This window comes from Sphingomonas sp. BAUL-RG-20F-R05-02, from assembly GCF_022662305.1.
Lineage (GTDB): Bacteria > Pseudomonadota > Alphaproteobacteria > Sphingomonadales > Sphingomonadaceae > Sphingomonas.
In genome coordinates, this window is the sequence record NZ_JAKNQH010000002.1 from 595519 (window position 1) to 620751 (window position 25233).

Genomic DNA, 25233 nt, shown 5'->3' on the forward strand with positions numbered 1-25233 from the left:
TCCTAAAGCCCGAAGAATTTTGCGACCCAGTAGGTCGCGCCGGCGGCACCGTAGGCGAGCACGAACAAATATCCAACCATGAACGCCGGCCATTTCCACCCGTTTGTCTCACGACGGGTAACCGCGATGGTGGAGATACATTGCGGCGCGAACACGAACCACATCAGGAAGGCGAGCGCGGTCGGCAGGCTCCAGCGCGCGTGCAGGGTGGTCGCGATCTGCGCCTCGCCGCCATCATTGCCGGATTCATCAATGGCATAGACCGTGCCGAGTGCCGCCACCGCCACTTCGCGCGCCGCCATCGCCGGGATCAGCGCGAGCACGATGTCGCGATTGAAGCCGATCGGGCGAAAGGCCGGCTCGATGCCGTTGGCGATCCGGCCGGCGACCGAATAGTTGACCGGGGAGACGTGCGCGCCTTCGGGCGGCTTGGGGAAACTCAGCAGCGCCCACAGCACGATGGTGGTGAAGGCGATGGTCGTACCGGCGCGCTTGAGGAAGATCGCCGCCCGGCTCCACAGCCCGATGGCAAGGTGGTTGAGCCGGGGCAGCTGATATTTCGGCATTTCCATCATGAAGCCCGACGATGCGCCCTGCGTCACCGTCTTGCGCAACACGACGGCGACGACGAACGCGCCGACCACACCCATGATGTAGAGGCCAAGCATCACCAGCCCCTGCAAGCCGACGCCGGGCAGCACGCGCACATTGGGGATCAGCGCGCCGATGATGAGCGTGTAGACCGGCAGCCGCGCCGAACACGTCATCAGCGGCGCGATCAGGATGGTGGTGAGCCGGTCCTTCTCGTCGTCGATCGTGCGGGTCGACATGATGCCGGGCACCGCACAGGCGAACGACGACAGCAGCGGAATGAACGCGCGGCCTGACAGGCCGGCATGCGCCATCAGCCGGTCCATCAGGAACGCGGCGCGCACCATGTAGCCGCTCGCCTCCAGCACCAGGATGAACAGGAACATGACGAGGATCTGCGGCAGGAACTTGATGACCGCGCCGACCCCGGCGATCACGCCATCGGTCAGGAGCGAGCGGAGAACCGAATCGGGCATCACCTGCTTGACGAGGCCGGACAGCGCATCGAACCCGGCAGCGATGGCGTCGGCGGGGGCGGCGCCCGCCCAGAACACCGTCTGGAACATCACGAACAGGATCGCGAGCAGCATCACCACGCCCGACACCGGATGCAGCGCGACCGCGTCGAGCGCATTGCCCCAGCGCCGCACCGGCGCCTCCGACACGGTCGCGAGCGCGGCGATCTTGCGCGCACGCCGTTGCAGCGTCGCGATGTCGTCCGCGATGCTGCCGTCGCTTGCCCGCAGCCGCGTCGCCGCGCCGCCGATAAGGATGCCGTCGAGCCGGTCGCGCAGGTCGTCCAGGCCGCGCCGCCGCACCGCCACCGTCGGCACCACCGGCACGCCGAGTTCGCGCGACAGCAAGTCCGGATCTAGCTTCAGCCCGTCACGCTCGGCGAGATCGACCATGTTCAGCGCGACCACCACCGGCAGGCCGAGCGCGATCAGTTGCAGCGTAAAGCGCAGATGGTTGTCGAGGTTGGACGCATCGACCACCACCACCAGCGCGTCGGGCAGCCGCTCGCCGGCCTGCGTACCGGTCAGGAAATCGCGCGTCACGCGCTCGTCTGGACTGGAGGGTTCGAGGCTGTACGCGCCGGGCAGGTCGACCAGTTCGACCGGGCGGCCATCGGGGAGTACCAGCCGACCCGAATGGCGTTCTACGGTGACGCCGGGGTAATTGCCGACCTTCTGACGCGCACCGGTGAGCGCGTTGAACAGGGCGCTCTTGCCGGCGTTGGGATTGCCGACCAGCGCCACCAGCGGCGCGGCGTTCATGTCAGGCGATCACCTGTCAGGCGGCTTGCGCGGAAACGCGGATCGCGTCGGCGACGGTGCGGCGTAGCGCGACGGTCATGCGGCCGATCCGGCAGGCGATCGGCCCCTTGCCGATCATCGAACGGTGCAACACCTCGACGCCGACACCTTCATCGAAGCCGAGTTCGCGCAGCCGCCGCGCTTCCGGCACGCTCAGCCGCGTCCAGTCGATCGCGGCGACAGTCGCCGGCTGACGGTTGGGCAGGGATTCAAGGCTGACACCGGAGTCGATACGCGAGAACATGTTCATGATGCGACTGATTATCATTAACTTGCGGCGAGCACCAGCGTAATCGTACCGTTCACCTCGCCTGCGGGGCGGTCGGTCGGCTCACACCACCGGATAACGCAGCCGCCCAATGAAGCGCGACAGGCTCGGGCGATACGCGGCGCGCGCGAGCAGCCCGGCCTTGGTCTTCTCGAAGCGGAGGATGCCGTCGATCCGCCGCGCCAGGAACCCGCGCGTGTCCGCCCAGTCCTCACTGTCATCGTCGAGGAACACCGTCACCGTCGCCGCATAGACGCCGCCAAGGATCGTTCGCTTGGTATAGTGATTGTAGTCGGTCGCGGTATCGCCGGCTGCACGCCAAATCGTATCCGCCGCCGCCCAGCCGAGCTTCGCAGCCGTCGCGACGTTCTGCGGCAGCGCGAGAATGGCCAGCGCGCGGCGCAGCGCCTCCCGGTCCGGCGCGACGATCGCCAGACGCGCCTCGACCAGCGCGGTGATCCGCTCGCGGATCTTCATGGTGGTGAGATCGGCGGCGGGCACACGCGCCAGCATCGCCGCGTCGACGCTGCGGAACCACGCCGCGATCATGTCGATCTGCCCGCGCGGATAGGCCAGCAGCGCGACGTCGGGGTCGACGCCAGCACCCGCGGCAGCCGTATCGCGCGCCTCGTCGCCCCAACCGTCAAACGCGGCGTTGGCGGCGATGGCGGGCGCGAGCTGGATCGCGATTTCGTCGAGCGTGGCGTCGGGGGCGATGGTCTGCATGGGTGAAGTCTCCGCGCCCTGTGTGGTGCCTGCGCGCCGCCGATGCAACCGGAGCAACGTCGACCCATAGCTTTGTTTGCAGTGCAGCAGAATTTCTTGAACCCGCAGGCGGTGCCGCGCGTATCCACCGTTCCTACATTCAGACCAACAGGTACATAAAGGATTTCGCCATATGGCTTCATTGTTCGACCCGATCGCCCTTGGCGACATCCAGGCCCCCAACCGCGTGCTGATGGCGCCGTTGACGCGTGGGCGCGCCACGCAGGACCATGTGCCGACCGAGCTGATGATCGAATACTACCGCCAGCGTGCCAGCGCCGGGCTCATCATCAGCGAAGCGACCGGAATCTCGCAACAGGGGCTCGGGTGGCCCTACGCGCCCGGGCTATGGAACGACGCGCAGGTCGCCGCGTGGAAGCCGGTGACGGATGCCGTACACGCGGCCGGCGGACGGATCGTCGCGCAGCTCTGGCATATGGGTCGGCAGGTGCATTCCTCGGTAATCGGCGAACAGCCGGTGTCGTCCTCCGCCACCGCAACCGCGGGCGAGGCACACACCTATGACGGCAAGCAGGCGTTCGAGACGGCGCGCCCGCTCACGCTGGACGAGATCCCCGGCCTGCTCGACGATTACGAGACCGCGACGCGTAACGCGCTCGCCGCCGGGTTCGACGGGGTGCAGATCCACGCCGCCAATGGCTATCTGATCGACCAGTTCCTGCGCGACAACGCGAACTTCCGTGACGACCGCTACGGCGGGTCGATCGAGAACCGCACGCGGCTGCTGCGCGAAGTGACCGAGCGCGTCATCTCGGTGGCCGGTGCCGGGCGGACCTCGGTGCGGCTGTCGCCCAATGGCGATTCGCAGGGCGTGAACGATAGCAACCCGGAGCCGCTGTTCACCCATGCTGCCAAGCTGCTGTCCGATCTCGGCATCGGCTTCCTCGAACTGCGCGAGCCGGGGCCGGACGGAACGTTCGGCAAGACCGATGTACCGAAGCTGTCGCCAGCGATTCGAAAGGTGTTCGGCGGCGTGCTGGTGGTCAATTCCGATTACGACACGGCCGAAGCCGCACAGGCGGTGATCGATTCAGGCTTAGCGGACGCGGTGGCGTTCGGGCGCACCTTCCTCGCCAACCCCGACCTGCCGGAGCGGCTGAAGATCGGCGCGCCACTCAACGTGTCGGACGCGCCGACCTGGTACAGCCGTGGCCCGAAGGGCTATGTCGATTATCCGGCGCTGGAAACGGCGGACGCCTGACGCTTTGCCCCGTTCGCCGCTATCGGCGAACGGGGCGCATGCCTAGCGGGCGAAGCGTTCGCGCAGCGCGAGCATGGCAAGCGCGGCCTTGGCCGCCTCGCCGCCCTTGTCCTTTTCATCACGCCTGGCTCGGGTCAGCGCCTGAGCTTCGTTTTCGGTGGTCAGGATACCGTTACCGATGGCGAGCCCGTCCATCGACAATGCCATCAGCCCGCGCGCGCTTTCGCCTGCGACGATCTCGAAGTGATAGGTCTCGCCCCGGATCACCACGCCGATGCCGACGAAGGCGTCATAGCGGTCGCTTTCCGCCGCCAGTGCGATCGCGCCGGGGATTTCCAGCGCGCCCGGCACGGTGATGGTTTCGTGGCTGTGCCCCGCTTGCTCGATCGCGGCGCGGGCGCCTTCGAGCAGCAGGTCGTTAAGATGCGTGTAGAAGCGGGCTTCGACGATCAGAATATGGGCCATCAGGCGTTTCCTTCCACGACGCGTTCGACTTCGCGTTCCCCGACAATCGACAGGCCATAGCCCTCGAGCGCGACAAGGGTGTGATGCGTATTGGTGAGCAGCACCATGTCGTGAACACCTAGCTCTGCCAGCACCTGCGCACCAATGCCGTAATCGCGCAGTTCCTCGACATCGCTCTCGCGCGAGCCGTTGTTCTGGATTTCCATCTGCCGCGACACGAGGTTCTGCATCGCGCGGTTGATGATGACGACGACACCGCTCCCTTCCTCCGCGATCATCTTCATCGCGCCGGCAAGCAGACCTTCGCGATCCGACTTTTCGCCGAAGGTATCGGCGAACACCGACAGCGTGTGCATCCGCACCAGCGTCGGCCGAGCTGGATCGATATGACCTTTGACCAGCGCCATCGTCTCCGAGCCGACCGCCTTGTTATAGAAGCTGATCGCGGTCCACTCGCCGCCCCAGCGGCTGGTGAAGCGCGTATCCATGCGGCGTTCCAGCAGATGGTCGTGGCGGCGGCGATAGGCGATCAGATCGCGAATCGTACCGATCTTGAGGTTATGCCTTTGCGCGAACGCGACGAGATCGTCGAGCCGCGCCATCGTGCCATCGTCCTTCATCACCTCGCAGATCACGCCAGAAGGGTTCAACCCGGCGAGCCGCGAGACGTCGACCGCCGCCTCGGTATGTCCGGCGCGGATCAGCACGCCGCCGCGCTTGGCGACGAGCGGGAAGACATGGCCCGGCGTGACGATTTCGTCCTTGCCGCGATTGCCGTCGATCGCGACGGCGACGGTGCGCGCACGATCGGCGGCGGAGATGCCGGTGGTGACGCCCTCCTTCGCTTCGATCGAAATGGTAAAGGCGGTTTCGTGTCGCGTACCGTTGTTGCGGCTCATCAGGTCTAGGCCGAGCTGATCGACCCGCTCCTTGGTGAGCGCGAGGCAGATCAGCCCGCGGCCATGCGTGGCCATGAAGTTGATCGCGTCCGGCGTCGCCATCTGTGCCGGAATGATGAGGTCGCCCTCGTTCTCGCGGTCCTCGTCGTCGACAAGGATGTACATGCGGCCGTTACGCGCCTCGTCGATGATCTCCTCGGGGCTGGATAGGAAGCCGTGGCGGATGCGATGCAGATCGCCCGTGCCGGACGGACTGCGGGGTTCAGCGTTTGGCACGATAAGCTTCCATGCGTTGGAGGTAGCGGGCGAGCACATCGATCTCGATGTTGACGGTGTCGCCCACGGCGGCCGATCCGATCGCGGTGACGGCGGCGGTGTGCGGTATGATGTTGACGCCGATCGCGACGCCATCGGCGCGATCCTCGACGCTGTTGACGGTGAGCGACACGCCGTCGAGCGTGACGGAGCCCTTCTCCGCCATGTACGGTGCGATATCCGGACCGGCGAGGATGGTGATGCGCTTCGACCCGCCCTCTTCATGCAGATCGATGATCGTACCGGTGCCGTCGACGTGCCCGGTGACGATATGCCCGCCGAGTTCGTCGCCGAGCTTCAACGCGCGTTCGAGGTTGAGGCGGCGGCCTGCGGTCCATTGCGCGCCGGCGGTGCGCGACAGCGTTTCGCCCGATACATCGACCGCAAACCAGCCGGCACCCTTTTCAACGACCGTCAGGCATACGCCCGAACAGGAGATCGACGCGCCGAGATCGACGGTAGCGGTATCATAAGCCGTCCCGATGCGGATGCGCGTATCGCCGCGCTGCTCGACGGCCTCGATCGTGCCGACATCGGTGATGATTCCGGTGAACATCAGTCTTTCCTCACGCGCTCGTAGACCTCGAGTCGATCGCTGCCAAGCGCGCGCGCGTCAAGCATCGCCCAGCGGTGATGTGCGGCCGCGAGATCGGCGAGGCCGATGTCGGGCAAGGTGCGCCCGCCGCCGATCACGACCGGCGCGCGGTAGAGCAGCAGCCGGTCGACCAGATCCTCCGCCAGGAACGCCGCCGCCGTCGCCGCCCCGCCCTCGACCAGCAGGTGATCGACGTCGGTGAGCCCGGCAATGTCGGACGGCGCGGCAAGCGTGGTCCAGCCCGGTTGTGCCGTGGCCGACAAGAGCAGACGCTCCGGCGCGCGGTGCTCCAGCCCGGCAAGCCGCACATCGAGGCGCGGCTGATCCGCCGCAAACGTCCCACGCCCAACCAAGATGGCATCATGACGGGCGCGCTCGAGATGCGCGTGCGCGCGCGATTGCGGCCCGGTGATCCAGCGGCTGCGGCCATCCGCCATCGCCACCGCACCGTCGAGCGACAGCGCCAGCTTCAACGTGACATGCGGGCGGCCATACTGCTGGCGGGCGAGAAAGCCGGCCATGGCACGGCGTGCACCGTCTGCGCCGACTCCGGTCAGCACCGCGACTCCCGCCGCCTCCAGCCGGGCGATGCCGTCGCCGTCGGTGCGCGGATCGGGGTCGCGACAGGCGATCACCATGCGCGCCACGCCGGACGCGATCAGCAGATCGGCGCAGGCGGGGCCGCGAGGCGAGACATGCGCGCAGGGTTCGAGCGTGACGTAGCAGGTCGCGCCACGCGACGTGTCGCCCGCCTGTGCGAGCGCCATCGCCTCGGCATGGGGTCGCCCGCCCGGCTGGGTCCAGCCGCGTCCGACTACCCGGCCATCCGCCACGATGACGCAGCCGACATTGGGATTCGGGGTCGATCGCCCGCGCGCGCGTTCGGACAACGACAGCGCCGCCGCCATCCAGCGCCTGTCGTCGCCCGCCCCCAGCATCGGCCGGTCAGTACAGGCCGACGGAGTTCATCTGATCGCCCAAGCGCTTGAAGATCGCACGCTTCTCGGCTTCCAGCTTGCGCTCGGCTTCCTCGCGCTTGGTCTGTTCCGGCCCGTCGATCTTCTGCTGGGCGATGATCTGCGCATCGGTGCGGTTAGCATTCCACTGCTGGAAATAGATGATGTCGCGGTGATATTCCCGTTTCGGCCCGTGCATTTCGATGGTGAAGCCGAACAGCATCAGGAACGTCAGGCCGGCGGCACCGGTCAGAAACACGATCTCGTGCCGCTGGCGGCGACGCATATAGGCGAGCAGATCGCGAATCGCGCCGCGCGGCGACACCGCATTGGCGAGATCTTCGGACATCCAGGGCATGCGGAACTTCATGCTTTTGAAGATAGGGGTGGCGCCCGCCGGACGCCACCCCCTTGCCAGCGCTGCTTACTCTCCCTCGGCCAGGACAAAGCTGACCGCGACTTCGCGCCACGCTTCCACCGGGATGCTGTCGCGCGTGGCGGGTTTGAACCGCCATTTGTCGAGCGCCCGTTTGCGGGTGACATCGTAGAACGAGTCGCTGGTCGCGCTGACCCGCGCGATATCCTTCACGCGCCCGTCGACGCCGACCAGCACACGCACCACCACCCGGCCGCTGCGCCCGGCGCGCTGCTCGTCGGGCGGGAAGACCGGCTGGAAGAGGTTGGCGTAGCGCGGATCGATCGTCGGCGTGGTGAGAACCGGCGGCAGCGGCTTGACCGGTTCGACCGTGGCGGTGCCGACGGTGCCGGTCCCATCGATCGGGCCGGGCGTGAAGGTCGGCAGTGGGAGCGGCGTCGGATCGGCGATCGTGGTGACGATGACGCTCTTGCTGGTGTCGACCGGCTGACGCAGCGCCGGTTCGACCTTCAGCTCGGGGTGCGGCTTGGGCGGTGGCGGTGACGGCGGCGGTGGCAGCGGGTCGGCAGCGATGGGGATGAGCTTCAGATGGTGCTCGATCTGTTTCTTGAACGTCGGGTTGGCGAACAACACCAATCCGCCGAGGATCGCGCCGTTGATGGTGAGCGCGAGGATAAAGCTGCCGGGGTTGATCCGCCCGTGCCGTCCGTAACGATCCGCATACATGCCTGGGTCTCCTTCTCCTGGAGTCGTACCGCCCGGTTCGACGGCAAGGGAGAGGATGTTACATCGTCACATCTTTGGCAAGCGTAATGTTATATCCTCAAGAAAGTCGCTGCACGGTGCGGGTCTGGCCGATCAGCGGCACCAGCGCCTTCATGTCGGGGCCGTGATCCAAGCCCGTCAGCGCGCGGCGTAGCGGCAGGAACAGCGCCTTGCCGCTGCGCCCGGTCTCCGCCTTCAACTGCGCGGTGAGCGCCCCCCAAGGCTCGGCCGACCAGTCGAGCGACGCGGCGATCCGCGCGGCGGCAGCGAGAAAGTCCGCATCGGCGGGATCGCGGTCGGCGGTGATCGGGCCTTCGATCACGCGCCACCATTCGCCCGCCTCGTCGATACGGGTCAGGTTGGGGCGCACCGCCGCCCACTCGGCCGCGCCCATGCCGTTCGGCAGGCGCGATGCAACGCGCGCGAAGTCGAGTTGATGCACGATGCGCGCGTTTAGCGTCGCCAGTTCCACTTCGTCGAAGCGCGCCGGCGCGCGACCGAAGCGGCTGAAATCGAACCCCTCGATCAGGGTGGCGACCTCCACGACCGGTTCTACCGAGTCACTGGTGCCGATCCGCGCAAGCAGCGCGCGCACCGCCTCTGGTTCAATGCCGCTTCCCCGGAAATGCTCGACGCCGAGGCTGCCGAGCCGCTTGGACAGCTTGCCCTCGCTGCCGGTCAACAGCGCCTCGTGCGCGAAGGCGGGCGGCGTCGCGCCCATCGCGTCGAACATCTGCAATTGCAACGCGGTGTTCGAGACGTGATCCTCACCGCGCACCACATGCGTGATGCCCATCTCGGCATCGTCGATCGCGGACGGCAGCATATACAGCCACGATCCGTCGGCGCGCCGGATGACGGGATCGCTCATCGTCTTGGCATCGAACCGCTGCGGCCCGCGAATCAGATCGTCCCACTCGATCGGCGTTTCGTGTTCGAGCTTGAAGCGCCAGTGGGGGGCGATGCCTTCGCTTTCCAGCCGCGCGCGATCGGCGTCAGTCAGCGCCAGCGCGGCGCGGTCGTACAGCGGCGGCAGGTTGCGCCCGGCGGCGATCTTGCGCTTCAGGTCGAGCTCGGCCTGGGTCTCGTAAGCGGGATAGACGCGGCCGGCCGCCCTGAGCGCTTCGAAGCGCGCCTCGTACAGAGCGAACCGTTCCGACTGGCGTTCCTGCCCGTGCGGGTTCAACCCCAGCCAGCCGAGATCGGCGCGGATCGCATCGACGAAACGTTCTTCGCTGCGTTCGGGGTCGGTGTCGTCGATCCGCAGCCAGAACTCGCCGCCATGTTTGGCCGCCCACAGCCAGTTGTGAAGCGCAGTGCGGATGTTGCCGACGTGGAGCAGGCCGGTCGGTGAAGGGGCGAAGCGCGTGCGGATGGTCATGACCCAAGCGCCTAGGCCAAGCATCCGTAGATCGGCAAGCCGCGGCGACGGCACCGCGATTATGACGCCCGGCGTCATAATCGGGCCACGCGCACCCTTCCCCCAGCCCATCCACCCCCCTAAAGGAGCCGCGAAACACCGCGCGTAAGGGGCTGCACTTCATGAAACTCCTCACCGGCAATTCCAATCTGCCGCTGGCGCGCGACATCGCCGCCTATCTCGACACGCCGCTGACGCAGGCGAGCGTGCGGCGCTTCGCCGATGAGGAGGTGTTCGTCGAGATCCAGGAGAACGTACGCGGCGAGGACGTGTTCGTGATCCAGTCGACCGGCTACCCGGCCAACGACAATCTGATGGAACTGCTGATCTGCATCGACGCGCTGAAACGCGCCTCGGCCAAGCGGATCACCGCCGTCGTCCCGTATTTCGGCTACGCCCGGCAGGATCGCAAACCCGGGCCGCGCACGCCGATTTCGGCCAAGCTGGTGGCGAACCTCATCACCGTGGCGGGCGCGAACCGGGTGTTGTCGGTCGATCTCCATGCCGGGCAGATCCAGGGTTTCTTCGACATCCCGACGGATAACCTGTTCGCCGCACCGGTGATGTCGCTCGACATCGAGACGCGGTTCGGCTCGGAAAATCTGATGGTGGTGTCGCCGGATGTCGGCGGCGTGGTGCGGGCGCGGGCGCTTGCCAAACGACTCGATAACGCGCCGCTCGCGATCGTCGACAAACGGCGCGAGCGCGCGGGCGAATCGGAGGTGATGAACATCATCGGCGATGTCGAAGGCCGGTTCTGCATCCTGATCGACGATATCGTCGATTCCGCCGGCACCTTGTGCAACGCTGCCGCCGCGCTGAAGGAAGCGGGCGCGGCGGGCGTGGTCGCCTATGTCACCCACGGCGTGCTGTCGGGCGGCGCGGTCGCGCGGGTCGAGGCGTCGGAGCTTGAGGAACTGGTGATTACCGACTCGATCGGCGCACTGGAGGCGATCACAGCCGCCAAGCGCGTCCGCCACCTGACGATCGCACCGCTGGTCGGCGAAGCGATCAAGCGGATCGCGGATGAAAGCTCGGTATCGTCGCTGTTCGACTGATCGTTAGACGACCGCGTCCCACACCAGTTTCATGCCCACGGCGATCATCAGCACGTAGATCGCGGTGTAGAATCGCTCGGGCGACACCCGCCGCACCAGCCACACGCCGGCGAACGTCGATGCGATCGCGACCGGCATCAGCAACGCCGCGACGGTGAGCGTGTCGCGCGTGAACTGGCCGAGCGCCCAGTAGGCCGGCACCTTGAGCCAATTGGTCGCGGCGAAAAAGATCGCGGTGGTGCCAACCAGCACATCCCGCGTCAGCCGGCGCGGCAACACCCACATCTGAAACGGCGGCTGCCCGGCGTGCGCGATCTGGCTGGTGAAGCCCGAGACGACACCTGCCAGCGTGCCTACCCAGCCAGGAGAACTGGCCGCGACGACTTCGCCGCCGCGCCGCGCCAGCCACAGCCGGTACACGCCGAACACGATCGAGATCGCGCCGACCAGCCCGAGCACCGCATCGGCATCGACATGCGCCGCGAACAGATAGGCGAGCGCGATGCCGATCACCGCGCCGGGCAACATCCACGCCAGCACATAGCCGTCCCAGCTCCGCCGGAACGCCCACACGCTCACCACGTCCTGCACGATGAGGATCGGCAGCAGGATCGCCGCCGCGCGCACCGGCGATATGATCATCGCCAGGACCGGCAAAGACAGCGCGCCCAGTCCCGCAAAGCCGCCCTTGGAGAGGCCGAGCAGGATCACCGCCGGAACCGCCACCGCGTAGAACAGCAGCGAGTCGGTCAATGCGCGGCCCGCATGTCGGCGCGGGCCCAGCGCATGATGTCGATTGGTGAGGCCCCCGGCCGCCGCGCGTAGCGGAGCCAGCCGCAGCCGCGCGGCAGCCAGCGGTGCGCGGCATCGGCGCCTGCCTCCACCCCCGCGAGCGTTGCGGCGAAGCGCAAAAGGGCGTGCATCCGCAACATGACGCCGCTTATAATGCGGTGATGGCCAAGACGCGACGCTTCATCCCCCTGCTCGTCCTCGCCGCGCTGGTTGGCTGTTCGTCACCCGAGCAGCAGCTCCGCGCCGGTTTGCTCCGGGAAGGCGTGCCACCATCGATCGCAAATTGCATGGCAACGCGCATGTCGGATCGTTTGTCGCTGACGCAAATGCGCAAACTCGCCGAGATCGGGAAGGCTGGTCACGCGCGCGGGTTAGACGAACTGCTGCACCGATTGCGGTCGTTGAACGATCCCAGGATCGTTGACGTGACGACCACCGCCGCGGCGCTCTGCGCGCTTGGCCTGCACTGATAACGCTTCGCAACTGCAATAGTGCTGGGTACGATCTGCCCGCTTGGTGCTGCGGGGGTGGATTCACGCGCCCGGCTGTGCTTTAGGCAGAGCAATTCCCGCAAGTCGAAAGGCGCGCCAACATGAACATTCACGAATATCAGGCCAAGGAACTGCTCGCGAAGTTTGGCGTGCCCGTCCCCGCAGGCTACGCGGCGATGACCGTAGAGGAGGCTGTCGAAGCCTCGAAGAAGCTGCCTGGGCCGCTCTATGTGGTTAAGTCGCAGATCCATGCCGGTGGCCGCGGCAAGGGCAAGTTCAAGGAACTCGGCCCCGATGCGAAGGGCGGCGTCCGCCTCGCCTGGAACGAGGAAGAGGTTCGTGCACACGCCACCGACATGCTCGGCAACACGCTGGTGACGATCCAGACCGGCGAGCACGGCAAGCAGGTCAACCGCCTGTACATCACCGACGGCGCCGACATCGACAAGGAGTTCTACCTCGCGCTGCTCGTCAACCGCGCGACTGGCCGGGTGTCGATGGTTGTTTCGACCGAGGGCGGCATGGACATTGAGACCGTCGCGCACGACACGCCGGAGAAGATCCACGCGATCGATATCGACACCGCGACCGGCTTCATGCCGCACCACGGCCGTGCCGTTGCCGGCGCGCTCGGCCTGACCGGTGATCTCGCCAAGCAGGCCGCGTCGACCGCGTCGAAGCTGTACGCCGCATTCCTCGGTACCGATGCCGAGCAGATCGAGATCAATCCGCTCGCCGTCACCAAGCAGGGCCAGTTACTCGTGCTCGACGCCAAGGTCGCGTTCGATGGCAACGCCATGTTCCGCCACAAGGATCTGATGGAACTGCGCGACGAAACCGAGGAAGATCCCGCCGAGCTGGAAGCGTCGAAGTACGACCTCGCCTACATCAAGCTCGACGGTGATATCGGCTGCATGGTCAACGGCGCGGGCCTTGCCATGGCGACGATGGACATCATCAAGCTGAACGGCATGTTCCCGGCCAACTTCCTCGACGTCGGCGGTGGCGCCAACAAGGAGAAGGTCACCGCCGCGTTCAAGATCATCCTTGCCGATCCGAACGTGAAGGGCATCCTCGTCAACATCTTCGGCGGCATCATGAAGTGCGACATCATCGCCGAGGGCATCGTCGCCGCTGCCAAGGAAGTGAACCTGTCGGTGCCGCTGGTCGTCCGCCTGGAAGGCACCAACGTGCAGCAGGGCAAGGACATCCTCGCTAATTCGGGTCTCGCCATCGTTCCCGCCAACGATCTCGGCGATGCCGCCAAGAAGATCGTTGCCGAGGTTCAGAAGGCCGCCTGAACCGACGCCGCGGCGTTTTGTTTGGAAGTGTAAGCGTCCGGCCGGCAACTTTCCCGTTGCCGGCCGGTTGCGTTTTCAGCGATGGTCGCCAGATGACGACAATGGTCGCGACGAATTTTGAGAGGACAGCCGCATGAAGGTGCTGGTGCCGGTCAAGCGTGTGCTTGACTATAACGTGAAGCCCCGCGTGAAGGCGGATGGAACGGGCGTCGATCTTGCCAACGTCAAGATGAGCATGAACCCGTTCGACGAGATCGCCGTCGAAGAGGCGATCCGCCTCAAGGAAAAGGGCGTCGTCACCGAGATCGTCGTGGTTTCGATCGGTGAGCCAAAGGCGCAGGACACGCTGCGCACCGCGCTGGCGATGGGTGCCGACCGCGCGATCCTCGTCACCAGCGAGACCAAGGTCGAGCCGCTCGGCGTGGCCAAGCTGCTCAAGGCGATCGCCGACGAGGAACAGCCTTCGCTGGTGATCCTCGGCAAGCAGGCGATCGACGACGACAACAATCAGACCGGGCAGATGCTCGCCGCGCTGACCGGCTGGGGTCAGGGCACGTTCGCCTCCAAGGTCGAGGTGGCGGACGGCGCCGTGACGGTGACGCGTGAGGTCGACGGTGGTGCCGAGACCGAGACGTTCACGCTGCCGGCGATCGTGACGACCGACCTGCGCCTCAACGAACCGCGCTATGCCTCGCTGCCCAACATCATGAAGGCCAAGGCGAAGCCGCTCGCGACCAAGACCGCGGCCGATTACGGCGTCGACGTCGCGCCGCGCCTCACCACGCTGAAGGTCGAGGAGCCGTCGAAGCGATCGGCCGGCGTCAAGGTCGCCTCGGTCGATGAGTTGGTCGACAAGTTGAAGGTGCTCGGCGTCCTAGGCTGACGCGAGCACGCAATTGCCTTGCGGGTTCGGGCCGAGACAGGCCTCGCCCGAACGGTTTTGAGGGTGCGAACCCCGGGAAAGGTCGAGAAATGAAGACGCTTGTTCTGGTCGAGCATGACGGCCACGCCATCAAGGATGCCACGCTGCCGACCGTGACCGCCGCTGCAAAGCTCGGCGATGTGACGTTGCTGGTGGTGGGCGAAAACGTGAGCGGCGTGGCCGAGGCCGCCGCGAAGATCGCCGGCGCGACCAAGGTGCTGGTCGCCGACGATGCCGCGCTGGCGCACATGCTGGCAGAGAACGTCGCGCCACTCGTCGCCAGCACGATGGCGGGCTATGACGCTTTCCTGGTGCCCGGTACCACCAACGGCAAGAACATCGCGCCGCGCGTGGCGGCATTGCTCGACGTGGCGATGATCTCCGATATCCTCTCGGTTGAGGGCGCGGATACGTTCACGCGGCCGATCTACGCCGGCAACGCGATCGCGACCGTCCAGACCAAGGACGCCAAGCTGGTGCTATCGGTACGCGGCACCGCGTTCGAAAAGGCTGCTGCCGAGGGTGGATCGGCCACGACCGAGCCAGTTTCCGGCGCAACCGACGCGGGTGTGTCGCGCTATGTCGGCAGCGAGATCGCCACGTCGGCGCGGCCGGAACTGACCTCCGCGAAGATCATCGTGTCGGGTGGACGTGCGCTCCAGAGCGGCGAGAACTTCACCCAGCTGATCGAGCCGCTCGCCGACAAGCTCGGCGCCGGCGTGGGCGCGAGCCGCGCCGCGGTCGATGCGGGCTATGTGCCGAACGATTATCAGGTCGGTCAGACCGGCAAGATCGTCGCGCCCGAAGTGTATATCGCGATCGGCATCTCCGGGGCGATCCAGCATCTCGCCGGGATGAAAGACTCGAAAGTCATTATCGCCATCAACAAGGACGAGGATGCGCCGATCTTTCAAGTGGCCGATGTCGGGCTGGTCGGCGATCTGTTCACGATTTTGCCGGAACTGACCTCGAAACTGTAGATCGCCGGCTGGGCCGGTCGAAAACGTCGTGCACGAACAGAGCGGGCGTGCCGCGTGGTGTCGTGTGGAACTGATGCCGCGCGATCGGACATGATGCCTGTACCGGGTGCGTTGGCATTGCGGCAGCACGGCGCCGAATGTCTGCAGGGCGCGGCGCGGGGGATCTTGCCCGCTTTAAAGGCACTGGCCGACGCGCTACCGACCGAGCGCGCCGGCAGCCGGCTTCATGGAACGCCCGCACTCTCCGCGTTGCTTGCGGCCGATGCGCCGCTCGGTCGCCTTGCCGCCGCGCATCTCGGCGCTGCCTCGCGGCCGGTACGCGCGCTTCTGTTCGACAAGACACCCGCTACGAACTGGGCGCTCGGCTGGCATCAGGACCGCGTCATCGTCGTACGCGAGCGGATCGAAACAGCTGGTTATGGTCCGTGGTCGATCAAACGCGGGCTGATCCACGTCGCTCCGCCACCCGAGCTTCACGCGGCGATGCTGACGATGCGTGTCCACGTCGATGCCGTACCCGCCAACAACGCGCCGTTGCTTGTCGCGCCCGGCTCACACCGGCTCGGCCGCATTGCCGAGGATCGCATCGCCGCGGTGGTGCGCGATCATGGCAGCGTCGCGTGCCTCGCCGAAGCTGGTGACGTGTGGCTCTACGCCACGCCGATCGTTCATGCTTCGGCGGTGGCAGAGCACATCGGGCGGCGGCGGGTCCTCCAGATCGATTTCGCGGCGGAGGATTTGCCAGGCGGGCTGCGCTGGCTTGGTGTGTGATTGTTGGGAACCGTCGGGCATCGCGCCGCGTTGGAACAGATAACGAACATGCGAGGCACATCATGACCGATCAAGTCCATAACCCGAAGCTCGATGAACACCCCGGCTCGAATGCCGAGAAGGACCCGGCGAACTGGGTGTCCGGCGGTGAGCCGATGACGGGCGCGCAGGCCAGTTACCTGACGACGCTCAGCGAAGAGGTCGGCGAGGAACCGCCGGCAGAGGATCTGACCAAGGCAGAGGCATCGCAACGCATCGACGCGCTCAAGCACGCACGCGACGACGCCTGACAAGGCTTAGCGCATCGCAGATGCGGCTGCTGGAAACGTTAACGGCATGGCTACGGTCGTTTCTGGATCATCTCCGATGCGACCGAAAGCTGTCTCGGAAGCCAGCTTAAACGCGGCGACTGTCTGTTGATAATCGCAGAATAAGCACCAAAGGATCAAATCCGCATCGCTGCAGAGCGGTGCGGATTGATCGTATTACGGCAAAACGCTGCCCAAATCTGCAAAGGGCGAGTCGCTAAGCTCTGATAAAGGGATCCTGTCGTCTCCTGGCGCTCTACGACAGGCGATGCCATGCCGACGCTCAGGTGAGAGAGGCCTAGCCCGGCGCGCAACGCGAGCGCAGCCGGGCGTTACGCGTTACTTCGGCGAAAGCACCATCAGCATCTGACGGCCTTCCATACGTGGATAGGCTTCGACCTTGGCGGTTTCGGCCGCATCGGCCTGCACGCGCTGGAGCAGTTGCATACCAAGCTGACCGTGCGAAAGCTCGCGACCACGGAAGCGCAACGTCACCTTGACCTTGTCGCCTTCACCGATGAATTCAATGATCTTCTTCATCTTGGTGTCATAGTCGTGATCGTCGATATTCGGACGCATCTTGATCTCCTTGATCTCCTGCGTCTTTTGCGACTTGCGCGCGAGGTTGGCCTTCTTCTGCGCCTCGTACTTGAACTTGCCCACGTCGAGGAACTTTGCGACGGGCGGATCGGCGTTGGGCGACACTTCAACGAGGTCGAGCCCAACGGCCTGTGCCTGCTCGAACGCCTCGCGCGTGTACATCACACCCAGATTCTCGCCGTCCTGATCGATCACGCGGACCTTGGGCGACTGGATGAATTCATTGAAGCGCGGGCCGTTCATCGGCATCGGCGCGCCCTGTGGGCGCCGGATCATGGGAGGACGTATGGGTATTGCTCCTGATGTTTCAGACCAGCCTATATAGGGGATTTCGCGCAAAAGCGAAAGATGCGCCGCGCATTGCAGGCGATTTTGCCCCCAGGGGTTGATCGGTCGCTTCAGGATCAGGCCTGCTCCGGCGGCGCGTGCCGCTTGGGCACGCGCCGATCCGGGAGAGTGGTGCGGTCGAGAAGACTCGAACTTCCACGGCCTTTCGGCCACAACGACCTCAACGTTGCGCGTCTACCAGTTCCGCCACGACCGCACGTGATACACCGGGGAGGCCCCGGTGGCTGGCAGGCGAGCGCCACTAGCAGGGCGTTTTCCGGCTGGCAATCTACAATCTGCGGGTTTCGCAGATTATGCGCTTTCGTCAGTCGCGCTCATCGCCCGAGAAGCTCAGCACCAGCTTCTTGGCGTTGACCGGAACGTCGAGCTTCGCGCTGTTGAAGCCGACCTGGCCGTGCGGAGCGAGCATCATCGCATCCGGGCGAATCGTCCAGCTATAGACCAGCCTGCCCTGCTCATCGCGGAGCTCGGCGCGGATGTCCGGCACCTGCTGGCGCGAATCGGTCGGGTTGAGGACGTTGCCACTGATCGCGAAGATCTCGCTGCCATTGTCGAGATCGTGATGGTCGATCGGTTTGCTGACGATCTTGAGCGGCGTCTCGCCCGGCCCGATCGGCAGGCCGATCTTCGCGGCAAGCCCGGGCGCGCCTGAATACAATACGCCGGCAGCCGCGATCAGCATCACCAGCCCGGCCGCGATCGCCGCCATGGTCCAACGCTTCGCCGGGTTGCGACGTGGTTTGAACGGTGGCCGGTGCGCGAACGCGTCGTAATCGGGCGCCGTGTAGCTGGCGTCCTCATAAACCCGCGGCTGCGCAGGCTCGGCCGTCGCCATCTGCTGAAGCGCGGACTCCGCCGGCGCGGGTGCCGCGACGGGCTCCTGCACGTCCTCTTCCGGTTCGACGCCGGTCTGGAACCAGCTATGGCGGCAATTGGCGCAACGAACCGTGCGCCCGTCGACACCGATCGCGGCATCGGGAACGAGATAGCGGTTACGACATTCGGGACATTCGAGGATCATGTTGGTTACGCAGTCTAAAGGCAGCCGGCCACCCACAGCCTCGCCCCGGAATCTAAGCATCGGTTCGGCGCGGTGGCAAGTCTTTCGAGCAGCACCGCTTGAAGGATCGCGTGCGATCGTGCGATGGGTTTCGTCGGGGTACGGCAATTAAGCGAGCGGCAAGCGCCGAAAGCATGGCGAATATCGTCCAGTTCGAGAATGTAGGCCTGCGTTACGGCGGGGGCGCCGAGACGCTGTCCGACGTGAGCTTCACGCTGTCGAGCGGTGCGTTCTACTTCCTCACCGGCGCGAGCGGCGCGGGCAAGACCTCGCTGCTGAAGTTGCTGTATCTCGCGCAACGCCCGACGCGCGGCGGCATTCGCATGTTCGGCGAGGATGCGGTGACGTTGCCGCGCGCGCGCATTCCCGGCTTCCGGCGGCGGATCGGCGTGGTGTTCCAGGATTTCCGACTGGTGCCGCACCTGTCGGCGTACGATAATATTGCGCTCCCCTTACGCGTGTCGGGCGTGGCGGAGAGCGACATCGATGCGCCGGTGCGCGAGATGCTGGCCTGGGTCGGGCTGGATCAGCGCATCGAAGCGAAGCCGCCGACGCTATCGGGCGGAGAGCAGCAGCGCGTCGCGATCGCGCGCGCGGTGATCGGCCGGCCGGAGATCCTCGTTGCGGACGAGCCGACCGGCAACGTCGATCCCGACATGGCCGAGCGGTTGCTGCACCTGTTCGATTCGCTCAACCGGCTCGGCACGACGGTGGTGGTGGCGACGCACGACTTCCACCTGCTCGGGCGCATTCCCGATGCGCGGATGATGCGGCTCGACAAGGGCCGGCTGCTAGATCCGACCGGCTCACTGCGCTTCCCGCCCACTGGGGAAGGCGCATGAAGATCGGTTTCGTCACCGCCGCCGCCGATCGCCGCCTGCTCGACGAGCGGCGCGGCACACGCGCGATGATGTGGATCATGGCGATCATGCTGTTCCTGACCGCACTCGCCGCTGCGCTCGGCCTCGCCACCTTGACCGCGACGACGCTGCTCGACCGCCAGTTGGTCGGGCGGCTGACCGTGCAGATCGTCGAGCCGTCCGCCCCGCTACGTACCGCGCAGACCGCCGCCACCATTGCCGCGTTGCGCGGCATGCCTTTCGTGCGCGACGCGGTGGAAGTGGATCGCGACCGGCTCGCGCGGTTGCTGCGGCCGTGGCTGGGCGCGGACGGTGCCGATCCCGAACTGCCGATCCCGGCGATGATCGACGTCGATCTTGCCTCCGGCACCAGCGCGGCGGTGGCGGCGGTGCAGGCTGCAGTAACGCGCGCCGCCCCTTCCGCGCGGGTCGACCGGCACGAAAGCTGGATGTCGCCGGTCAGCAGCTTCATGCGGCTGGTGACGTGGCTGACCGCCGGCCTCGTCGCGCTGATCGCGGCGGCGACGGCGGCGGTGGTGATCCTCGCCACCCGCGCGAGCCTTGAGACGCACCGCGAGACGATCGAGGTGCTGCACATGCTCGGCTCGACCGATGTGCAGCTCGCGCGGTTGTTTCAGCGCCGCATCGCGCTTGATACGCTTATCGGCGGGGCGGCGGGCACGGTGCTGGCGGGACTCGTCGCGGCGGCGATGGGCGCGCGGCTGGCGACGCTCGGCTCCGACCTGCTCGACGGGCTGACGCTCGGCCAGCGCGACTGGGCGCTCCTGGCTATGTTACCGTTCGCGTTCGCGCTGCTCGCCACCGTCGCCGCGCGGTATGCAGTGATGGGCGCGTTGAGGAAAATCCTGTGATCCGCAAGCTCGTCGGCTTACTCGGGGTACTGTGGGTCGGCGGGTTCGGCGTGTTCCTGACCATGATGCCAAAGCCGCTCGACGACCGGCATACCGACGCGATCGTCGTGCCGACCGGCGGCGCGGGGCGGATCGACCGCGGGCTCGCGCTGCTCCAGCGCCATGCCGCCAAACGCATGCTGGTGTCCGGCGTCGCGCCGGAGGTGACCCCCGGAGAGCTGGCGGCGGAGTACCACGTGTCGTCCGCGCTGATGGCGTGCTGCGTCGATCTTGGCCACGAGGCGGTCGATACGCGCTCGAACGCGGAGGAAACCGCCGGCTGGCTGCGTGAGCATGGCTATCACACCGTGCGGCTGGTCACCTCGAACTGGCACCTGCCGCGCGCGCGCATGGAACTTGTCGCCGCGACCGGCGCCGACATCACCGTGCTGGGTGACGGCGTGGCGAGCAAGCCACGCTTCGTCACGTTGCTTGGGGAGTATAACAAACTGATCGTGCGCCGCATCGCCCTGCTGGTGGGGGCCGACGCATGATCGTGGCGCGCAACCTCGCCTTCATGCTGATCTTCTACGGCGGATCGGTGCCGTTCGTGCTGCTGTCGCCGGTTGCCGCGCTGTTCGGTCAGCGTGCGATGCTCCGCTATGCACGCGGCTGGTTCGGGTTTCACGGCTGGGCGACGCGGGTGCTGCTCGGCATCGTGACGCGGGTCGAGGGCGATCCACACCTGTTCGAGCCGGTGCTCTATGCCGTCAAACATCAATCGATGTACGAAACGATCGAACTCAGCCGCCTGCTGAAACGACCCGCGATCGTGATGAAGCAGGAGCTGGCGGCGATCCCGGTTTGGGGATGGGCCGCGCGGCGCTACGGTGTGATCGTGGTCGATCGCGAGGCGTCGGCGAGCGCTCTGCGGCGGATGCTGCGTGAGGCGAGGGTTGCGCTCGAGGCGGGGCGGTCGATCCTGATCTTCCCCGAAGGCACGCGCGTGCGCCCCGGCGAGCAGCCGCCACTGAAGGCGGGTTTCGCCGGCCTGTACCAGATGCTCAAGCTGCCGGTGGTGCCGATCGCACTCGACAGCGGACGGGTGTGGCCGCGCAAAGGCTGGAAGCGACCGGGCGTGGTGACGATCCGCTTCGGCGAGGCGGTGCCACCGGGGTCACCCCGCAAACAGGCGGAGGCGGTGGTGCACGCCGCGATCAATGCATTGGAATAGGCGGGATGAGCGAGGGCGCCGGAGACACGTTCAGACAGGTGTGTTTAGCTGCCGTCGCGACATTCTACCCAGCTTCGAAGCGCGACCGCTAGTATTACGATGGGCGTAACCAGCTTCAGCCACGAGAATGTAGGAGCATCAGCCAGAGGGCACCAGACAAACACGGCATTAGCGCACGCGACTGCAACAAGAGCACTTCTGGTCTTGTGCCCCCACACCCAATCTATGACCGCCATCGCTGCTCTCCCTAGATTGAGAACCTAACAGGAGAACACAGCGATTGCAGTCGGCGAAAGTGGCCGCAACAGTAAGCGATCTCCCCCGGCACCCTCACCCCTCGACCTGCGCCCGCCCCTTGAACCCTTGCGCGACGACGTACCATTCCGAAGACGCCTTGCGGCTGGCCGGCGGCTTGGCATGCTTCACGCTGGTGAAGTTGCGCTTCAACTCCGCCACCAGCGCGGAATCGGCGCCGCCGGCGAACACCTTGCCGACGAAGCCGCCGCCCGGTTCCAGCACGTCGACCGCGAAGGCGACCGCCGCCTCGACCAGCGCCATCGTGCGCAGCGCGTCGGTCTGCGGGTGACCGACGGTGTTGGCCGCCATGTCAGACAGCACCAGGTCGGGCGCGCCGCCAAGTTCCGCGACGAGCTTGTCGGGCGCGGCATCGTCCATGAAGTCCATCTGGAGCAGCACCACGCCGTCAAGTGGATCGACCGGCAGCAGATCGATACCGACCACCGCCGCCTTCGGCACCTGCCGGCGTACCACCTGCGCCCAGCCGCCCGGCGCCACGCCGAGGTCCACCACGCGCCGTGTACCCTTCAGAAAGCCGAACCGCTCGTCGAGTTCGATCAGCTTGAACGCGGCGCGGCTGCGATAACCCTCCGCCTTGGCACGCTTCACATATGGATCGTTGAGCTGACGCTCCAGCCAGCGGGTGGATTGCGCGGTGCGTTTGCGCGCCGTCTTGACGCGAGTGCGCAGGCCGCCGCCATCTCTACTCAAAATACCGGTCCGTTCATAAGGCGCCGCAGAATCCCTTCGCGAATACCACGGTCGGCAACGCCGAGCCGTTCCGCCGGCCAAAGGTCGAGAATGGTTTCAAGGATCGCGCAACCCGCCACCACCAGATCGGCACGCTCGGTGCCAATACACGGCAGCGTCGCGCGCTCGGCAAGGCTCATCCGTGACAGGTCGCTGCTGATCTTGCGCATCGACGCGGCGGGTACGATCAACCCGTCGATCGCGGCGCGGTCGTAATGCGAGAGTTGCAGGTGCACGCTCGCCAGCGTCGTCACCGTGCCGCTGGTGCCAAGCAGGCGCGGCCGCTCGACGCTGCGCGGCAGCCGGCTGGCGAAGCCGGCAAAGCTCTCCGTCACCGCCGCGCGCATGCGCGCATAGGCGGCGGCGCGGCCATCCTCGCCATCGCCGTGGCCGAGGCTCTCGGTCAGCGACACCACCCCCCACGGTGCGCTGTGCCAATCCAGTACGACCGGGTTCGGCCCGCGCGTGTCGATCAGCACCAGTTCGGTCGATCCACCACCAATGTCGAAGATCAGCGCCGGCCCCTCGCCCGGCTCGATCAGCGCGTGGCAGCCGAGCACGGCCAGCCGCGCCTCCTCCTCGGCGGTGATGATGTCGAGGTGGATGCCGGTTTCGTCATAGGCGCGCGCGATGAAGTCCGCGCCGTTCGCTGCGCGCCGGCACGCCTCGGTCGCCACCGCGCGGGACAGCGCGACGTTGCGGCGCCGCAGCTTGTCGGCGCAGATCTTCAGCGCGGCGACGGTGCGGTCGATCGCGGCATCGCTCAACCGACCTGACGAGGCGAGACCCTCCCCCAGCCGGACGATTCGCGAAAACGCATCCACCACCGCGAAGCCGCTACCCTGCGGCCGCACGATCAACAGCCGGCAATTGTTAGTGCCGAGATCGAGCGCGGCGTAATGGCGCGCCTCGGGCCATCTGCCACGCGCCTCCTTCGGGGCCGGACGGACGGGAGACACATCCCGCCGATGCGGCATTCTGGGCGACTGATCCCCCATGCCGTCAACTCACTCTCTTAGGTTCTGCCGTCACGCCGGCCGGAATGGCCCACGCTCGGTGCTTGGACCCAAGCTAGTGCAGGTGCGACGATGCGGCAAGCCGCGACACGCAATCGGTTGACAGCAGGAGCGTCGCCACTTAGGGGAAGCGCCCGCGTTGCCCCGTCGTCTAAAGGTAAGACTACGGACTCTGACTCCGTTAATTGAGGTTCGAATCCTCACGGGGCATCCAGCGGTCTATCCTTTGACACCGAAACCGGACCTCCGTGACAGGAGTACGCCTTGGGCGTGCTTCCCCTTGGCGGCTGGAGATCGCCGCGTTTCTCTGGGATGTGGGGCTGAGATGGCTGGTAAGAGGTAAAGTCGCTGGGATGAAATGCGCGCTTCGCCCCGAGAGATGCCTACAAGATCATATGCGGCGGATTAGGGAGCTGTGCGCCTAAGACCCATCTGTGGACGCCCCTTTGGTTGCAAGTGGTTTTTGAAGGTCTGACGCAGTAGTCGGATGCTGCCATCTGTCCGGCCTGTGATGCAGCAGTGAGCTGCTGGCCTGTATGGGAGTTCGCGGACCGGATCCATTTCACAATCGCGTGTTCTAGCGCACGATGGGTCTATCTGGTTCTTCCGGCCCCGTCTCGCCGACTGTTGTGCCATACTCTCCTTCGACCGACTGCGCCCTCCGACGCCTCTGGCCCGCCTCGGCTTTACGCCGCGACTGCGACCGGAGCTCTGTAATCCTCTTCTTTGACCAGCAATGCCCAGACGGTGCGCGCCATCTTGTTGGCGAGTGCCACCGTGACCAGCATGCGCGGCTTGCGCGCCAGCATACCCTCTAGCCACGAGCCAGCCGGCGCGCCGCGCTTGCTCGCCTGGAGCACGACCGCGCTGCTGCCGATGATGAGCAGGCGCCTGAGAGTGCGCTCTCCCATCTTCGAGATCGCACCCAGCTTCTGCTTGCCGCCGGTCGACGCCTGCTTCGGTACTAGTCCCAGCCAGGCAGCGAAGTCGCGCCCCTTCGCGAACGTCTCCGCTGGCGGTGCGATCGCCGCGATTGCCGTTGCAGTAATCGGGTCGATGCCGGGAATGGTCATCAGCCGGCGCGCAACCTCGTCTTCGCGAGCGCGACGCGTGATCTCCTTGTCCAGCGCGGCGATCCGCTTGTCGAGGTCAGCCAGCATTTCGACCATCATCGCGAACATCGGTCGCGCCGCTCCGGGTAGAGTTTCTCCGATCTCGCCGTCTTCAAGCAGGTCCGCCAACATCGCGAGATGCGTTGCGCCCTTGGGTGCGACCCAGCCATATTCAGCTAAGTGCCCGCGGATTGCATTGCCGAGCTGTGTGCGCTGTTTCACTGCCAGGTCACGCGTACGGAACACCAGCGCTGCCGCCTGCTGTTCCTCGGTCTTCACAGCGACGAAGCGCATGCTCGGCCGCTGCGCCGCCTCGCATATCGCTTCTGCATCCACCGCATCATTCTTATGCCGCTTCACGTACGGCTTTACATAGGCCGGCGGGATCAGCCGGACCTCATGACCCATCGCCCGCAACTCGCGGGCCCAATGATGCGCCCCGCCACATGCTTCCAGCGCTACGAGGCAGCGCGGGTGTGCCGCAAAGAAGTCGAGTAGTTTGCCGCGCGTGAGCTTTCGGCTGAACACC

The 25233-nt window shown here is 66.0% G+C and carries 29 protein-coding genes and 2 tRNA genes; 13 read left to right on the forward strand and 18 right to left on the reverse strand.

Going from position 1 to position 25233, the window contains the following annotated elements:
• Positions 1–2: 2 nt before the first annotated feature.
• The 3 genes from L8F97_RS07830 to L8F97_RS07840 form a co-directional block, all read right to left on the reverse strand.
• Positions 3–1868, reverse strand: coding sequence for a ferrous iron transporter B (locus tag L8F97_RS07830; protein ID WP_242148182.1), 1866 nt, complete (start codon positions 1866–1868; stop codon positions 3–5).
• Between the two features lie 16 nt (positions 1869–1884).
• Entirely contained in the window at positions 1885–2157 is a 273-nt protein-coding gene (locus L8F97_RS07835; protein ID WP_242148184.1) for a FeoA family protein, read from the reverse strand.
• Between the two features lie 81 nt (positions 2158–2238).
• Positions 2239–3111, reverse strand: a complete 873-nt coding sequence (locus L8F97_RS07840; protein WP_409929016.1) for a COQ9 family protein — start codon at positions 3109–3111, stop codon at positions 2239–2241.
• On the opposite strand from L8F97_RS07840, the gene L8F97_RS07845 reads away from it, so the two are divergent.
• Complete coding sequence (locus tag L8F97_RS07845; RefSeq protein WP_242148188.1) at positions 3074–4162, forward strand: alkene reductase; 1089 nt, start codon at positions 3074–3076, stop codon at positions 4160–4162. The two genes, L8F97_RS07840 and L8F97_RS07845, sit on opposite strands and share 38 nt — an antisense overlap.
• A gap of 42 nt (positions 4163–4204) precedes the next feature.
• On the opposite strand, the gene ribH is transcribed toward L8F97_RS07845, so the two are convergent.
• From ribH to L8F97_RS07880, 7 genes are all read right to left on the reverse strand, one after another.
• A complete protein-coding gene (gene ribH / locus L8F97_RS07850) occupies positions 4205–4627 on the reverse strand; it encodes a 6,7-dimethyl-8-ribityllumazine synthase (protein ID WP_242148191.1) in 423 nt (140 codons plus the stop codon).
• A complete protein-coding gene (gene ribB / locus L8F97_RS07855) occupies positions 4627–5802 on the reverse strand; it encodes a 3,4-dihydroxy-2-butanone-4-phosphate synthase (protein WP_242148193.1) in 1176 nt (391 codons plus the stop codon). Before ribB ends, ribH begins: the two co-directional genes overlap by 1 nt.
• On the reverse strand, positions 5789–6397 hold the full coding sequence (locus L8F97_RS07860) for a riboflavin synthase (protein ID WP_242148195.1): 609 nt from the start codon (positions 6395–6397) through the stop codon (positions 5789–5791). Before L8F97_RS07860 ends, ribB begins: the two co-directional genes overlap by 14 nt.
• Positions 6397–7374, reverse strand: a complete 978-nt coding sequence (ribD, locus tag L8F97_RS07865; RefSeq protein WP_242148197.1) for a bifunctional diaminohydroxyphosphoribosylaminopyrimidine deaminase/5-amino-6-(5-phosphoribosylamino)uracil reductase RibD — start codon at positions 7372–7374, stop codon at positions 6397–6399. Before ribD ends, L8F97_RS07860 begins: the two co-directional genes overlap by 1 nt.
• Positions 7375–7381: 7 nt before the next feature.
• Entirely contained in the window at positions 7382–7750 is a 369-nt protein-coding gene (locus L8F97_RS07870) for a hypothetical protein (protein ID WP_242148199.1), read from the reverse strand.
• Between the two features lie 66 nt (positions 7751–7816).
• The gene (locus L8F97_RS07875; protein ID WP_242148201.1) at positions 7817–8494 is read right to left on the reverse strand and encodes a TonB family protein; all 678 of its coding nucleotides are present in this window, start codon (positions 8492–8494) and stop codon (positions 7817–7819) included.
• A gap of 97 nt (positions 8495–8591) precedes the next feature.
• The gene (locus L8F97_RS07880) at positions 8592–9914 is read right to left on the reverse strand and encodes a glutamate--tRNA ligase (RefSeq protein ID WP_242148203.1); all 1323 of its coding nucleotides are present in this window, start codon (positions 9912–9914) and stop codon (positions 8592–8594) included.
• 161 nt (positions 9915–10075) lie between these two features.
• On the opposite strand from L8F97_RS07880, the gene L8F97_RS07885 reads away from it, so the two are divergent.
• Complete coding sequence (locus L8F97_RS07885; RefSeq protein WP_242148204.1) at positions 10076–11011, forward strand: ribose-phosphate pyrophosphokinase; 936 nt, start codon at positions 10076–10078, stop codon at positions 11009–11011.
• Between the two features lie 3 nt (positions 11012–11014).
• Here the strand turns inward: L8F97_RS07885 and L8F97_RS07890 are convergent, their stop codons facing one another.
• A complete protein-coding gene (locus tag L8F97_RS07890) occupies positions 11015–11764 on the reverse strand; it encodes a sulfite exporter TauE/SafE family protein (RefSeq protein WP_242148206.1) in 750 nt (249 codons plus the stop codon).
• Positions 11761–11934 carry a hypothetical protein gene (locus L8F97_RS07895; RefSeq protein WP_242148207.1) on the reverse strand — a complete coding sequence of 58 codons (174 nt, stop codon included), beginning with the start codon at positions 11932–11934 and terminating at the stop codon, positions 11761–11763. Before L8F97_RS07895 ends, L8F97_RS07890 begins: the two co-directional genes overlap by 4 nt.
• On the opposite strand from L8F97_RS07895, the gene L8F97_RS07900 reads away from it, so the two are divergent.
• The 6 genes from L8F97_RS07900 to L8F97_RS07925 all read left to right on the forward strand — a co-directional run bounded on the left by L8F97_RS07900 (position 11929) and on the right by L8F97_RS07925 (position 16558).
• Positions 11929–12273, forward strand: a complete 345-nt coding sequence (locus tag L8F97_RS07900) for a hypothetical protein (protein ID WP_242148209.1) — start codon at positions 11929–11931, stop codon at positions 12271–12273. The two genes, L8F97_RS07895 and L8F97_RS07900, sit on opposite strands and share 6 nt — an antisense overlap.
• A gap of 122 nt (positions 12274–12395) precedes the next feature.
• Positions 12396–13595 (forward strand): ADP-forming succinate--CoA ligase subunit beta, encoded by a 1200-nt coding sequence (gene sucC / locus L8F97_RS07905; protein WP_242148211.1) that lies wholly within the window; start codon positions 12396–12398, stop codon positions 13593–13595.
• Between the two features lie 133 nt (positions 13596–13728).
• Entirely contained in the window at positions 13729–14478 is a 750-nt protein-coding gene (locus tag L8F97_RS07910) for an electron transfer flavoprotein subunit beta/FixA family protein (protein WP_242148213.1), read from the forward strand.
• An 89-nt stretch (positions 14479–14567) separates the two neighbouring features.
• Positions 14568–15497: an electron transfer flavoprotein subunit alpha/FixB family protein gene (locus tag L8F97_RS07915; RefSeq protein ID WP_242148214.1), complete on the forward strand. Its 930-nt coding sequence runs from the start codon at positions 14568–14570 to the stop codon at positions 15495–15497.
• Between the two features lie 90 nt (positions 15498–15587).
• Positions 15588–16268, forward strand: a complete 681-nt coding sequence (locus tag L8F97_RS07920; RefSeq protein ID WP_313931922.1) for a phytanoyl-CoA dioxygenase family protein — start codon at positions 15588–15590, stop codon at positions 16266–16268.
• Between the two features lie 62 nt (positions 16269–16330).
• A complete protein-coding gene (locus tag L8F97_RS07925) occupies positions 16331–16558 on the forward strand; it encodes a DUF3072 domain-containing protein (protein ID WP_242148216.1) in 228 nt (75 codons plus the stop codon).
• A 357-nt stretch (positions 16559–16915) separates the two neighbouring features.
• Here L8F97_RS07925 and infC read toward each other — a convergent pair whose 3' ends face one another.
• The 3 genes from infC to L8F97_RS07940 all read right to left on the reverse strand — a co-directional run bounded on the left by infC (position 16916) and on the right by L8F97_RS07940 (position 18545).
• The gene (infC, locus tag L8F97_RS07930) at positions 16916–17425 is read right to left on the reverse strand and encodes a translation initiation factor IF-3 (RefSeq protein ID WP_409929019.1); all 510 of its coding nucleotides are present in this window, start codon (positions 17423–17425) and stop codon (positions 16916–16918) included.
• Between the two features lie 208 nt (positions 17426–17633).
• A tRNA-Leu gene (locus L8F97_RS07935) sits at positions 17634–17720 on the reverse strand.
• 108 nt (positions 17721–17828) lie between these two features.
• Positions 17829–18545 carry an MJ0042-type zinc finger domain-containing protein gene (locus L8F97_RS07940; RefSeq protein ID WP_242148218.1) on the reverse strand — a complete coding sequence of 239 codons (717 nt, stop codon included), beginning with the start codon at positions 18543–18545 and terminating at the stop codon, positions 17829–17831.
• Positions 18546–18718: 173 nt separating this feature from the next.
• Between L8F97_RS07940 and ftsE the strand changes: the two genes are divergently transcribed.
• The 4 genes from ftsE to L8F97_RS07960 are packed head-to-tail and all read left to right on the forward strand — an operon-like array spanning position 18719 to position 21529.
• On the forward strand, positions 18719–19426 hold the full coding sequence (gene ftsE, locus L8F97_RS07945) for a cell division ATP-binding protein FtsE (RefSeq protein ID WP_242148220.1): 708 nt from the start codon (positions 18719–18721) through the stop codon (positions 19424–19426).
• On the forward strand, positions 19423–20316 hold the full coding sequence (locus L8F97_RS07950; protein WP_242148221.1) for a cell division protein FtsX: 894 nt from the start codon (positions 19423–19425) through the stop codon (positions 20314–20316). The genes ftsE and L8F97_RS07950 overlap by 4 nt, the downstream gene beginning before the upstream one ends.
• Positions 20313–20849 (forward strand): YdcF family protein, encoded by a 537-nt coding sequence (locus L8F97_RS07955; RefSeq protein WP_242148223.1) that lies wholly within the window; start codon positions 20313–20315, stop codon positions 20847–20849. Before L8F97_RS07950 ends, L8F97_RS07955 begins: the two co-directional genes overlap by 4 nt.
• Positions 20846–21529 (forward strand): lysophospholipid acyltransferase family protein, encoded by a 684-nt coding sequence (locus tag L8F97_RS07960; RefSeq protein ID WP_242148225.1) that lies wholly within the window; start codon positions 20846–20848, stop codon positions 21527–21529. The genes L8F97_RS07955 and L8F97_RS07960 overlap by 4 nt, the downstream gene beginning before the upstream one ends.
• A 330-nt stretch (positions 21530–21859) precedes the next feature.
• Here L8F97_RS07960 and L8F97_RS07965 read toward each other — a convergent pair whose 3' ends face one another.
• Together L8F97_RS07965 and L8F97_RS07970 are read right to left on the reverse strand one after the other, a co-directional pair.
• Positions 21860–22537, reverse strand: a complete 678-nt coding sequence (locus L8F97_RS07965) for an RlmE family RNA methyltransferase (protein ID WP_242148227.1) — start codon at positions 22535–22537, stop codon at positions 21860–21862.
• A complete protein-coding gene (locus tag L8F97_RS07970; protein ID WP_242148229.1) occupies positions 22534–23553 on the reverse strand; it encodes a Ppx/GppA phosphatase family protein in 1020 nt (339 codons plus the stop codon). Before L8F97_RS07970 ends, L8F97_RS07965 begins: the two co-directional genes overlap by 4 nt.
• 179 nt (positions 23554–23732) lie before the next feature.
• On the opposite strand from L8F97_RS07970, the gene L8F97_RS07975 reads away from it, so the two are divergent.
• Positions 23733–23806: transfer RNA gene (locus tag L8F97_RS07975), tRNA-Gln, on the forward strand.
• 472 nt (positions 23807–24278) lie between these two features.
• Here the strand turns inward: L8F97_RS07975 and L8F97_RS07980 are convergent.
• Complete coding sequence (locus L8F97_RS07980) at positions 24279–25232, reverse strand: IS110 family transposase (RefSeq protein ID WP_242148232.1); 954 nt, start codon at positions 25230–25232, stop codon at positions 24279–24281.
• Between the last annotated feature and the right edge of the window lies 1 nt (position 25233).